Annotated in this window: 14 protein-coding genes; 11 read left to right on the plus strand and 3 right to left on the minus strand. The window is 56.3% G+C overall.

Annotated features, from left to right (window positions below):
- Positions 1-71: 71 nt before the first annotated feature.
- On the plus strand, positions 72-1607 hold the full coding sequence (gene murJ / locus GM298_RS15410; protein ID WP_045285006.1) for a murein biosynthesis integral membrane protein MurJ: 1536 nt from the start codon (positions 72-74) through the stop codon (positions 1605-1607).
- A gap of 59 nt (positions 1608-1666) precedes the next feature.
- On the opposite strand, the gene flgN is transcribed toward murJ, so the two are convergent.
- The 3 genes from flgN to flgA all read right to left on the minus strand — a co-directional run bounded on the left by flgN (position 1667) and on the right by flgA (position 3143).
- Positions 1667-2092 (minus strand): flagella biosynthesis chaperone FlgN, encoded by a 426-nt coding sequence (flgN, locus tag GM298_RS15415; RefSeq protein ID WP_025755834.1) that lies wholly within the window; start codon positions 2090-2092, stop codon positions 1667-1669.
- 4 nt (positions 2093-2096) lie between these two features.
- Complete coding sequence (flgM, locus tag GM298_RS15420; RefSeq protein WP_045285005.1) at positions 2097-2390, minus strand: flagellar biosynthesis anti-sigma factor FlgM; 294 nt, start codon at positions 2388-2390, stop codon at positions 2097-2099.
- A gap of 93 nt (positions 2391-2483) precedes the next feature.
- The gene (flgA, locus tag GM298_RS15425; protein WP_059385705.1) at positions 2484-3143 is read right to left on the minus strand and encodes a flagellar basal body P-ring formation chaperone FlgA; all 660 of its coding nucleotides are present in this window, start codon (positions 3141-3143) and stop codon (positions 2484-2486) included.
- 157 nt (positions 3144-3300) lie between these two features.
- Between flgA and flgB the strand changes: the two genes are divergently transcribed.
- The 10 genes from flgB (at position 3301) to flgK (ending at position 12229) form a co-directional block, all read left to right on the plus strand.
- Entirely contained in the window at positions 3301-3717 is a 417-nt protein-coding gene (gene flgB / locus GM298_RS15430) for a flagellar basal body rod protein FlgB (RefSeq protein WP_025755831.1), read from the plus strand.
- 3 nt (positions 3718-3720) lie between these two features.
- The gene (flgC, locus tag GM298_RS15435) at positions 3721-4125 is read left to right on the plus strand and encodes a flagellar basal body rod protein FlgC (protein WP_025755830.1); all 405 of its coding nucleotides are present in this window, start codon (positions 3721-3723) and stop codon (positions 4123-4125) included.
- A gap of 11 nt (positions 4126-4136) precedes the next feature.
- On the plus strand, positions 4137-4847 hold the full coding sequence (gene flgD, locus GM298_RS15440; protein ID WP_025755829.1) for a flagellar hook assembly protein FlgD: 711 nt from the start codon (positions 4137-4139) through the stop codon (positions 4845-4847).
- A 26-nt stretch (positions 4848-4873) separates the two neighbouring features.
- Complete coding sequence (flgE, locus tag GM298_RS15445; protein ID WP_045285003.1) at positions 4874-6124, plus strand: flagellar hook protein FlgE; 1251 nt, start codon at positions 4874-4876, stop codon at positions 6122-6124.
- A gap of 20 nt (positions 6125-6144) precedes the next feature.
- Complete coding sequence (locus GM298_RS15450) at positions 6145-6900, plus strand: flagellar basal body rod protein FlgF (RefSeq protein WP_025755827.1); 756 nt, start codon at positions 6145-6147, stop codon at positions 6898-6900.
- 11 nt (positions 6901-6911) lie between these two features.
- On the plus strand, positions 6912-7694 hold the full coding sequence (gene flgG / locus GM298_RS15455; protein ID WP_008500810.1) for a flagellar basal-body rod protein FlgG: 783 nt from the start codon (positions 6912-6914) through the stop codon (positions 7692-7694).
- 57 nt (positions 7695-7751) lie between these two features.
- Positions 7752-8450: a flagellar basal body L-ring protein FlgH gene (flgH, locus tag GM298_RS15460; protein WP_025755826.1), complete on the plus strand. Its 699-nt coding sequence runs from the start codon at positions 7752-7754 to the stop codon at positions 8448-8450.
- A 12-nt stretch (positions 8451-8462) separates the two neighbouring features.
- Positions 8463-9560 carry a flagellar basal body P-ring protein FlgI gene (locus GM298_RS15465; RefSeq protein ID WP_025755825.1) on the plus strand — a complete coding sequence of 366 codons (1098 nt, stop codon included), beginning with the start codon at positions 8463-8465 and terminating at the stop codon, positions 9558-9560.
- Complete coding sequence (gene flgJ, locus GM298_RS15470; RefSeq protein WP_045285001.1) at positions 9560-10513, plus strand: flagellar assembly peptidoglycan hydrolase FlgJ; 954 nt, start codon at positions 9560-9562, stop codon at positions 10511-10513. Before GM298_RS15465 ends, flgJ begins: the two co-directional genes overlap by 1 nt.
- 75 nt (positions 10514-10588) lie before the next feature.
- Positions 10589-12229, plus strand: coding sequence for a flagellar hook-associated protein FlgK (flgK, locus tag GM298_RS15475; RefSeq protein WP_025755823.1), 1641 nt, complete (start codon positions 10589-10591; stop codon positions 12227-12229).

The following is a 12229-nucleotide window of genomic DNA, read 5'->3' on the forward strand; positions in this document are numbered from 1 at the left end:
TGTTGGCTTTGCCGGGTGGCGCTTACGCTTACCCGGCCTACACATCCGTATGGTTCTGGAAATTCACGTTAATGAACTTATTAAAATCGCTGGCAGCCGTCAGCTCGATGACCATGTTCTCACGCGTACTCGGTTTTGCACGTGATGCGATTGTAGCAAGGGTCTTTGGTGCAGGGATGGCAACGGACGCCTTTTTCGTCGCGTTTAAATTGCCGAACCTGCTGCGTCGTATTTTTGCTGAAGGGGCATTTTCCCAGGCGTTCGTTCCCATCCTGGCGGAATATAAAAGCAAACAGGGTGAAGATGCGACGCGCGTATTTGTGTCGTATGTCTCCGGACTGCTGACGCTGGCCCTCGCCGTGGTGACCGTGCTCGGGATGCTGGCCGCGCCCTGGGTAATAATGGTGACCGCACCTGGTTTTGCCGACACGGCCGATAAATTTGCCCTGACCACGCAGCTTCTGCGTATTACCTTCCCCTATATTTTATTGATCTCGCTGGCCTCGCTGGTGGGGGCGATCCTGAACACCTGGAACCGCTTCTCCGTTCCGGCGTTTGCGCCGACGTTTCTTAACGTCAGCATGATCGGTTTTGCCCTGTTCGCCGCGCCGCATTTCAACCCGCCGGTGCTGGCGCTGGCGTGGGCGGTTACCGTGGGTGGCGTGCTGCAGCTGGCGTATCAGCTGCCGCATCTGAAAAAAATTGGCATGCTGGTGCTGCCGCGCATCAATCTTAAAGATGCCGGGGCGATGCGCGTCATTAAGCAGATGGGGCCCGCCATTCTTGGCGTCTCCGTCAGCCAGATCTCGCTTATCATCAACACCATTTTTGCCTCTTTCCTGGTCTCCGGCTCGGTTTCCTGGATGTACTACGCGGACCGGCTGATGGAGTTTCCGTCCGGAGTGCTGGGCGTGGCGCTGGGGACAATTCTTCTGCCGTCGCTGTCGAAGAGTTTTGCCAGCGGTAATCATGATGAATACTGCCGCCTGATGGACTGGGGGTTACGTCTCTGTTTCCTGCTGGCCCTGCCAAGCGCAGTGGCGCTGGGTATTCTGGCCAAACCGCTCACGGTGTCGCTCTTCCAGTACGGGAAATTCACCGCGTTTGACGCCGCTATGACCCAGCGGGCACTGATTGCCTATTCGGTCGGATTGATGGGGCTTATCGTCGTCAAGGTACTGGCGCCGGGCTTCTATTCGCGTCAGGACATCAAAACGCCGGTGAAAATTGCCATCGTGACGCTGATCATGACGCAGCTGATGAACCTGGCGTTTATTGGTCCCCTGAAGCATGCAGGTCTGTCATTATCGATTGGTCTGGCAGCCTGTCTGAATGCCGGGTTGTTGTACTGGCAGTTGCGCAAGCAGGATATTTTCACGCCGCAGCCGGGCTGGGCGAGTTTCCTTGTGCGTCTGATCGTTGCGGTACTGGTGATGTCTGCTGCGTTACTGGGCATGATGTCCATCATGCCGGAGTGGTCCCTGGGCACCATGCCTTACCGTCTGATGCGGCTGATGGCCGTGGTTGGCGTTGGGGTGGTGGCTTACTTTGCCACGCTCGCCGTGTTGGGTTTCAAAGTGAAAGAGTTTGCCCGCCGTACGGCATAAACGCCAAAAGGGGAGTTCACCTTAGGGTGCTCCCCATTGCATGATTTGTCGCTTATGCTTCAAATCGAAATCTTTTTAACACCCGCAATACGCGCCGTCGCCGTCTGACCATCCGCACCGTACAATCCGGTCTCTTTATGCGGTTTCAGCACCTCAAGCGCCTGCTGGTTACGCTCAATCTGACCTTCCAGCAGCCAGCCGTTATGCTGATTAAGATCGCGCAGATGCTGGGTTTTTTCTGTAATGGTCTGCCAGCGCTCAACAATATCGTCATTGGCGCTGCGCTTAGGATCTTGCTCAGCGCGGCGTTGTTGCTCCAGATAATCCAGCGTCGCCAGAAGCGAACTTTTATCTTCAGTAATACGCTGCAACGCGCTGCCGTTGATGTGACCGGAAGAGAGATGCTGTTGCTCAGCGTCCATTACCGTTTTCAGGTCGTTCAGGACAACCGTCATTTGATCCAGTATTTCTGACAGTCGACTCATACGGTTAGTTACTCTGTAAGAAACTCTGTGCTTCCTGAATCAGGGCATCAGCGATTTTGCTGGTGTCCATTTTCAGTTCACCGTTACGAATAGCCGTTTTCAGCGCTTCAACACGTTCCATATTGATGTCGTTGCTGCCTGGCTGCATCAGTTTTGCCTGTGCATCGCTCAGGGTTACGCTGGTGCTGTTGGAGGTTGACGGTTTTTCCAGACGCGTTTTCTGAGGGGACGCGTCATTCGTTTCGCGAGGTTGTACAGCGCTTACCGGCTTCAGGGCTGATGTACGATCAATGCTCATAGTGTTGTCCTCATCGAGGGTTCGCGGCGTTTGCGCCTGACATCATCATTAGTTGAATATTTATCGGCACGCGCAGCGAAATCTTTAAAAAGATTATAGGTTAATCAGAATATTCCCATCAGAATCGACGGTTCCGCTAACCACCTGGCCTGAGGACATTCTGACGCGGGCGTTTTGCGCTACCGCGGCATTGTTCAACGCTTTGCCTTCGCTGTTGATACGAAAGCCATCTCCGTTGGCCACGACCATGACCTGTTGACCGGCTTTGACCCGCCATGCCTGACGCAGCATCGAGATCTGTATCGGCTGACCCGGGGCGACGTCGCGCAGGCTGACGGCGTCCTGTGCCTGGTTAATATCCAGCATGGTTCGTGGCGGCAGTTGATCCAGACGGCCACGTTTCAGCGTCACGCTGTTTGTTTGCAGTACGCTGCCGCGCGCAATGGGCACGGCGGCAACAACATAATTGCCCGTCGCCTGAACTGCAACCTGTAAATAGCGTTTTTCGTTGGCGCAACGTGCCAGTACGTTCACATTTCCCCACAGCTTTGTGAACCCCACCACGCTGAATGACGGCTGGTCACACGTCGGGTACAGATTCGGTGGCGTGCGCACGCTGACGGTGACGTCATCACTAAAGCCTGCCAGTTTTTCCGCAAAAAAAGCCGTGAGCCGATCCTGCAGACCGTCAGCCTGCACCAGGGGGCTTAAGAGCAAGAGAGTCGCCACCAGACCACGTTTTAACGTTTGCATCGTCAGTTCCACCGTTTCCAGAGTTGAACAAATTCTACCTGCAGTGGTTTTGCATCAACGGAATAAATAGCGACGCATTTTGCGCTTATTCCGTCGATAGGGGAGACCGGGTGAGATTTAAGCTGTGAACTGAAATTTTGCCATCAGCGGAGGAGACATGCTCGATAAACTCGACGCCGCGTTACGTTTTCAGCAGGAAGCGCTCAATTTACGCGCCCAGCGGCAGGAGATTTTAGCCGCCAACATCGCTAACGCCGATACCCCGGGGTACCAGGCGCGCGATATTGATTTTTCCAGTGAACTCAAAAAGGTGATGGAGCGTGGACGTGCCGAAGGAACGGGTGTTGCACTCGCCATGACTTCCTCTCGCCATATTCCTGCTCAGGCGATGACCGCGCCAACGACCGATTTACTTTATCGCATCCCCGATCAGCCTTCACTCGACGGTAACACCGTGGATATGGACCGGGAGCGCACGCAGTTTGCCGATAACAGCCTGAAATACCAGACGGGCCTGACCGTACTCGGCGGACAAATCAAAGGCATGATGAACGTCCTGCAGGGGGGTAACTGATAGATGGCGTTGCTGAATATTTTTGATATCGCCGGTTCGGCATTAACCGCTCAGTCCAAACGTCTGAACGTGGCCGCCAGTAACCTGGCGAATGCGGACAGTGTAACCGGACCTGACGGACAGCCTTATCGTGCCAAACAGGTTGTCTTTCAGGTCGATGCTGCGCCAGGCGCGGCGACGGGCGGCGTGAAGGTTGCTGATGTGGTCGAGAGCCAGGCGCCGGACAGGCTGGTATATGAGCCAGGTAACCCGCTCGCGGATGCCAACGGATACGTGAAAATGCCCAACGTGGATGTGGTGGGTGAGATGGTGAACTCCATGTCAGCTTCCCGTAGCTACCAGGCCAACGTCGAAGTGCTTAATACCGTGAAGAGCATGATGCTCAAAACACTCACTCTCGGCCAGTAAAGGAGACATGCATGTCCATCGCCGTAAATGTGAATGATCCTACGAACTCGGGTGTCAGTAACACCAAAAGTTCGACAGGTTCTAACTCCCTGACGGGGAGTAACGCCGCCGATCTTCAGGGCAGCTTTCTGACGCTGCTGGTGGCTCAGCTGAAGAACCAGGATCCCACTAACCCAATGCAGAACAACGAACTGACCACGCAGCTTGCGCAGATCAGTACCGTGAGCGGCATTGAGAAACTCAACACCACCCTTGGTTCCGTCTCCGGACAGATTAACAGCGCCCAGTCTCTGCAGGCGGCAAGCCTGATTGGGCATGGGGTAATGATCCCGGGAACCACGATCCTGGCGGGCACCAGCACCACCGATGGCAACGCCACAACGACGACCACGCCGTTTGGCGTTGAGCTGCAGCAGCCGGCTGACAAGGTGACCGCGACGATCACCGACGCAACCGGTGCCGTGGTTCGCACCATCGACATTGGTGAACTGAAGGCGGGCGTTCACACCTTTACCTGGGATGGCACCCTCACCGACGGCACCAAAGCGCCAAACGGTTCCTACAAAGTGGCAATCAGCGCCAGCAAAGGGACAACCCAGCTGGTGGCGCAGCCGCTGCAGTTCGCGCTGGTCCAGGGCGTGATTAAGGGGAGCGACGGCAACAAACTGGATTTGGGTACCTCTGGTACCACCACACTCGACGAAGTTCGGCAGATTATCTAAGCCTTAACACTTATCAGGAGTAAGTCATGGCCTTTTCTCAAGCGGTCAGCGGCCTGAATGCTGCGGCCACCAACCTGGATGTCATTGGCAACAACATCGCCAACTCCGCGACCTATGGTTTTAAATCCGGTTCTGCTTCCTTTGCAGATATGTTTGCCGGTTCTAAAGTAGGCCTGGGCGTTAAAGTGGCGGGCATCACTCAGGACTTTACAGACGGTACCACCACCAACACCGGTCGTGGTCTGGACGTTGCTATCAGCCAGAACGGTTTCTTCCGTATGGTTGATTCCAACGGTTCGGTGTTCTACAGCCGTAACGGTCAGTTCAAGCTGGACGAAAACCGTACGCTGGTCAACATGCAGGGCATGCAGGTGACAGGCTACCCGGCAGCGGGTACCCCACCGACGATTCAGACAGGTGCGAACCCTCAGGCTATCACCATTCCGAATACGCTGATGTCGGCGAAAGCCACCACTACCGCCTCACAGCAGATCAACCTCAACTCCACCGATCCTGTGCAAACTGCCCCGTTCGATGCGACCAACCCGGATACCTATAACAAAAAAGGGACCGTGACCGTCTTCGACAGCCAGGGTAACGCCCATAACATGTATGTCTACTACGTGAAGACAGCCAACAACAAATGGGATCTTTACACGCAGGACGGCAGCGTAGCGGGTTCTACCGCGACGAAAGCAGCACAGATGAACTTCGATGCCAACGGTAACCTGGCGGGCGTTTACAACTACAACGCTGCGGGTGTACTGAGCGCCACGCCAAACACCACGCCAGCCATTAACATCACCACCGGCTCTGTCGGCGGGGCGACGGCGGCGACCTTCTCCCTGAGTTTCCAGAACTCCATGCAGCAGAACACCGGCGCCAACAGCGTGGTGGCAACCAATCAGAACGGCTACAAGCCGGGTGACCTGGTGAGCTATCAGATCAACGACGATGGCACCGTGGTCGGTAACTACTCCAATGAACAGACTCAGGTTCTGGGTCAGATCGTGCTGGCTAACTTCGCCAACAACGAAGGTCTGAAATCTGAAGGCGATAACGTCTGGTCGGCTACCCAGTCCTCCGGTGTGGCGCTGCTGGGTACGGCAGGCACCGGTAACTTCGGCAAGCTGACCAACGGCGCGCTGGAAGCATCCAACGTGGATATGAGTAAAGAACTGGTGAACATGATTGTCGCGCAGCGTAACTATCAGTCGAACGCGCAGACCATCAAAACCCAGGACCAGATCCTCAACACGCTGGTTAACCTGCGTTAAGCGGCTAACAGGAAAGCGCAATGGATCACGCAATATATACCGCGATGGGCGCGGCAAGTCAGACGCTCAATCAGCAGGCTGTTACCGCCAGCAACCTGGCAAACGCCTCTACGCCGGGTTTTCGCGCGCAGCTCAATGCGCTGCGCGCGGTGCCGGTGGAAGGATTGTCTCTGCCGACCCGTACGCTGGTCACGGCCTCTACTCCTGGCGCCGATATGACGCCAGGGCAGATGGACTACACCTCGCGCCCGCTGGACGTTGCCCTGCAGCAGGACGGCTGGCTGGCGGTGCAAACGGCGGACGGCGGCGAAGGCTATACCCGTAACGGGAATATCCAGGTGAGCGCGACGGGGCAGTTGACGATTCAGGGGCATCCGGTGATGGGGGAAGCGGGTCCGCTGACCGTGCCGGAAGGTTCTGAGCTGACCATCGCCGCGGACGGCACCATTTCGGCGCTGAACCCGGGCGATCCGGCCAATACCGTTGCACCTGTCGGACGTCTGAAACTGGTTAAAGCGGAAGGCAAAGAGGTGCAGCGTGGCGACGACGGCATGTTCCGTCTGACCCAGGCGGCGCAGGCGACGCGTGGTGCCACGTTACAGGCCGACCCGAGCATCCGCGTGATGTCCGGCGTTCTGGAAGGCAGTAACGTCAAGCCGGTTGAGGCCATGACCGACATGATCGCCAGCGCCCGTCGTTTTGAAATGCAGATGAAAATCATCAGCAGCGTGGATGAAAACGCGGGCAAGGCTAACCAACTTCTGGCTATGAGTTAACAGGACTCCTTATGATCAGTTCTTTATGGATCGCGAAAACTGGCCTCGACGCCCAGCAAACCAATATGGACGTGATTGCCAACAACCTGGCAAACGTGAGCACCAATGGTTTCAAGCGTCAGCGCGCCGTTTTCGAAGATTTGCTTTATCAAACCATCCGCCAGCCGGGTGCGCAGTCTTCTGAACAGACGACGCTGCCATCGGGTCTGCAGATCGGTACCGGTGTTCGTCCAGTGGCCACCGAGCGTCTGCACAGCCAGGGCAACCTGTCTCAGACCAACAACAGTAAAGATGTGGCGATCAAAGGCCAGGGCTTCTTCCAGGTACAGCTGCCTGACGGGACCTCTGCCTATACTCGCGACGGCTCGTTCCAGGTCGATCAGAACGGTCAGTTGGTCACGGCGGGCGGTTTCCAGGTTCAGCCTGCGATTACCATCCCGGCAAACGCCCTGAGCATCACCATCGGCCGTGACGGCGTGGTCAGCGTGACCCAGCAGGGACAGGCCGCGCCTGTTCAGGTGGGACAACTCAACCTGACCACCTTCATGAACGATACCGGCCTGGAAAGCATTGGTGAGAACCTCTACACCGAAACGCAATCCTCCGGTACGCCGAATGAGAGCACTCCTGGTCTGAACGGCGCGGGCCTGCTCTACCAGGGTTATGTAGAAACGTCCAACGTGAACGTGGCGGAAGAGCTGGTGAATATGATCCAGGTCCAGCGCGCGTATGAAATTAACAGTAAAGCAGTGTCGACGACCGACCAGATGCTGCAGAAACTGACGCAACTCTAAGGTGTAGCCCGGTGCGGTAAACGCCGCACCGGCTCCCTGTTTTCGAAGATGAAGGCAATGCAAAAAAACGCGGCGTTTCGTTATCCGATTCTGACTGTTCTGGCCGTCTCCCTTAGCGGATGTGCCTGGATCCCGTCTAAACCATTGGTCCAGGGTGCGACGACTGCCCAACCCGTTCCTGGCCCCGCGCCAGTTGTCAACGGCTCTATTTTCCAGACCGCGCAGCCGATTAATTACGGTTATCAGCCGCTGTTTGAAGATCGCCGCCCGCGTAACGTCGGCGATACCCTGACCATTGTGCTGCAGGAAAACGTCAGCGCGAGCAAGAGCTCGTCGGCGAATGCCAGCCGCGATGGCAAAACGAATTTTGGCTTCGATACTGTCCCGCGCTACCTGCAGGGACTGTTCGGCAACGCGCGAGCAGATGTCGATGCCTCTGGCGGCAATACCTTTAACGGTAAAGGTGGCGCGAATGCCAGCAACACCTTCAGCGGCACGCTGACGGTCACGGTTGACCAGGTGCTGGTTAACGGCAACTTACACGTTGTGGGTGAAAAACAGATCGCCATTAACCAGGGCACTGAATTCATTCGTTTCTCAGGCGTGGTTAACCCTCGCACCATCAGCGGCAGCAACACCGTTCCGTCCACCCAGGTGGCCGATGCGCGCATTGAGTACGTCGGTAACGGCTATATCAATGAAGCGCAAAATATGGGTTGGCTGCAGCGCTTCTTCCTTAACTTATCGCCAATGTAAGCGAGGTGACCCATGTTTAAATCGATCTTCGCCGTGGCGCTGGCGCTGGTGGCTACGTTTGCCCAGGCTGACCGTATTCGCGATCTCACCAGTGTCCAGGGCGTGCGCGAAAACTCGCTGATTGGCTATGGCCTGGTGGTCGGTCTGGATGGTACCGGTGACCAGACAACTCAGACGCCATTCACTACCCAAAGCCTGAACAACATGCTTTCCCAGCTCGGCATTACCGTGCCGGCGGGAACCAACATGCAGCTGAAAAACGTGGCTGCGGTAATGGTCACCGCCTCCTACCCGGCGTTTGCGCGTCAGGGGCAGACCATTGACGTGGTCGTCTCCTCCATGGGTAACGCCAAAAGCCTGCGCGGCGGTACGCTGCTGATGACCCCGCTGAAGGGTGTTGACAGCCAGGTCTATGCGCTCGCGCAGGGCAATATTCTCGTCGGCGGTGCAGGGGCATCCGCAGGGGGAAGCAGCGTGCAGGTGAACCAGCTGAACGGTGGGCGTATCACCAACGGTGCGATCATTGAGCGTGAATTGCCTACCCAGTTTGGCTCGGGCAACACCATCAACCTGCAGCTTAATAATGAAGACTTCACGATGGCGCAGCAAATTGCCGATACCATTAACCGCAACCGCGGTTACGGCAATGCAACGGCTCTCGATGCGCGTACCGTGCAGATCCGTACCTCTACGGGCAACAGCAACCAGGTGCGCATGCTGGCCGATATCCAGAATATGGAAGTCAACGTTCCGGTACAGGATGCGAAGGTGATCATCAACTCCCGTACGGGCTCGGTGGTGATGAACCGGGAAGTGTCGCTGGACAGTTGCGCCGTTGCCCAGGGTAACCTCTCTGTGACGGTCAACCGCTCGGCAAACGTCAGCCAGCCTGATACGCCATTTGGCGGTGGTCAGACGGTGGTAACACCGCAAACGCAGATTGATATGCGTCAGAGCGGTGGATCGCTGCAGAGCGTTCGCTCCAGCGCCAACCTGAACAGCGTGGTCCGCGCCCTGAACGCCCTGGGGGCAACGCCGATGGATCTGATGTCCATTCTGCAATCCATGCAAAGCGCGGGCTGCCTGCGCGCCAAACTGGAAATCATCTGATGCTGACCGATAGCAAACTGTTGACCAGTGCCGCCTGGGATGCCCAGTCGCTTAACGAACTGAAAACCAAAGCAGGGAAAGACCCGGCGGCGAATATCCGCCCGGTCGCCCGCCAGGTGGAAGGGATGTTTGTCCAGATGATGCTGAAAAGCATGCGTGAAACCCTGCCGAAAGACGGGATGTTCAGCAGTGATTCAACGCGTCTGTACACCAGCATGTATGACCAGCAGATTGCGCAGCAGATGACCGCCGGTAAAGGCCTCGGTCTGGCTGACATGATTGTGAAACAGACCGAAGCCGCGCAGGGCATTCAGCCTGAGGAGCAGCCGCAGCAGGTGCCGATGAAGTTCGACCTGCAAACGGTGACCAGCTATCAGAACCAGGCCCTGACGCAAATGGTGCGCAAGGCCATACCCAAAGCCACGAGCAGTAATGATGAGCCGCTCTCCGGTGACAGCAAAGACTTCCTGGCGCAGCTTTCGCTGCCTGCGCGTCTTGCCAGTGAACAGAGCGGCGTGCCGCATCACCTGATTCTGGCTCAGGCCGCGCTGGAGTCGGGCTGGGGGCAGCGCCAGATCCGAAAGGAAAACGGTGACCCAAGCTTCAACATCTTTGGTGTCAAAGCCACCGCCAGCTGGAAGGGGCCGACAACGGAGATCACGACTACCGAATACGAGAACGGCGCCGCGGTGAAGGTCAAAGCAAAATTCCGCGTCTACAGCTCGTATCTGGAAGCCTTGTCCGATTACGTGGGGCTGCTGAGCCGAAATCCGCGCTATACCGCTGTGACGCAGGCGGCGACGGCGGAGCAGGGGGCGCAGGCCTTACAAAACGCTGGCTACGCGACCGATCCGAACTATGCCCGTAAGCTCACCAGCATGATCCAGCAGCTGAAATCCATGGGCGAGAAGGTCAGCAAAGCCTATAGCACAGATATTGAAAATCTGTTCTGAAAGTTCTCAAGTCCCGGTGGAGGTTGCCGATAACCTTCATCAGGACTTGTGTCTGAACGTATAAAAGGAACCCCCATGTCCAGTTTGATTAACAGCGCCATGAGTGGCCTCAGTGCTGCACAGGCGGCACTCAATACCGTCAGTAATAATATTTCAAGCTATAACGTGGCTGGCTATACCCGCCAGACCACGGTGCTGGGCGCATCTAACAGCACGCTGACCGGCGGTGGCTGGGTGGGTAACGGGGTTTATGTCTCCGGTGTCCAGCGTGAGTATGACGCTTTCATTACCAACCAGCTGCGCGCCGCACAGACGCAAAGCAGCGGTCTGACGACGCGCTATCAGCAGATGTCAAAAATCGACGATGTGCTCTCCGATACGACCAACTCGCTCTCCACCACGTTGCAGGACTTCTTCAAGAGCCTGCAAACGCTGGTGAGCAACGCGGAAGACCCGGCGGCACGTCAGACGGTGCTGGGTAAAGCGGGTGGTCTGGTGAATCAGTTCAAAACCAACGATCAGTATCTCCGCGACCAGGATGCGCAGGTAAATACCGCCATCTCAAGCAGCGTTTCACAGATCAATAACTACGCGGCACAGATTGCCAATCTGAACGATCAGATTTCTCGTCTGACCGGCGTAGGCGCGGGCGCGTCCCCTAACGACCTGCTTGACCAGCGCGACCAGCTCGTGACTGAGCTCAACAAAATCGTGGGCGTGGAAGTCTCGGTACAGGATAGTGGTACGTTTAATATCTCTCTCGGCAACGGGTACACCCTGGTGCAGGGGAGCAAAGCGAGCCAGCTGGCGGCCGTGAAGTCCAGCGCCGATCCGGCGCGTACCACCATCGCCTATGTCGATGACGTGGCCGGGAATATTGAGATCCCGGAAAAGTTTATCACCAACGGCTCTTTAGGCGGTTTGCTGACCTTCCGCGCGGAAGATCTGGATAAAGCCCGTAACAGTCTGAACCAGATGGCGCTGGCCTTTGCCGATGCGATGAACACCCAGCATGAAGCCGGTTTTGATGCTAACGGTGATGCTGGCGGCAAGCTGTTCGACTTCGGTTCTCCGGCTGTGCTGTCCAATAGCAAAAACGGCGGTTCCGCCGTTGTCACGGCGTCTGTGACGGACAGTAAACAAGTCCAGGCGACTGATTATACCCTGCAGTTTAATGGCACTGACTGGACGGTCACCCGCACATCAGACAAAACCAGCTTTACGATGAGCCCGGACGCCAGCGGTAATCTGGCGTTTGATGGACTTAAGGTCAATGTGAGCGGCACGGCAAACACCAAAGACAGCTTTACCGTGAAGCCTGTTGCCAACGTCATTATGAACATGGATCTGGCCATCAGCGACGAGTCCAAACTGGCCATGGCTGCGGTGCAGAATGGCGGTGAGAGCGACAACCGTAATGGCCAAAAAATGCTTGATCTGCAAAACGGCAAAGTGGTCGGTGGCAACAAAACCTTCAACGATGCGTATGCCTCTCTCGTCAGTACCGTAGGGAGCACGACGGCGTCACTGAAGGTGAGCAGCCAGACGAAAGCCAATGTGGAAACTCAGTTAATCAAGCAGCAGCAGACCATCTCTGGGGTAAACCTCGACGAAGAGTATGGCAATTTGCAGCGTTATCAGCAGTATTACCTGGCCAATGCCCAGGTGTTACAGACTGCCAGTACGCTCTTTGATGCAATTATCAACATTCGTTAA

The organism is Enterobacter sp. HSTU-ASh6 (assembly GCF_026319105.1).
In the GTDB taxonomy this organism is placed as follows: Bacteria; Pseudomonadota; Gammaproteobacteria; order Enterobacterales; family Enterobacteriaceae; genus Enterobacter; species Enterobacter sichuanensis.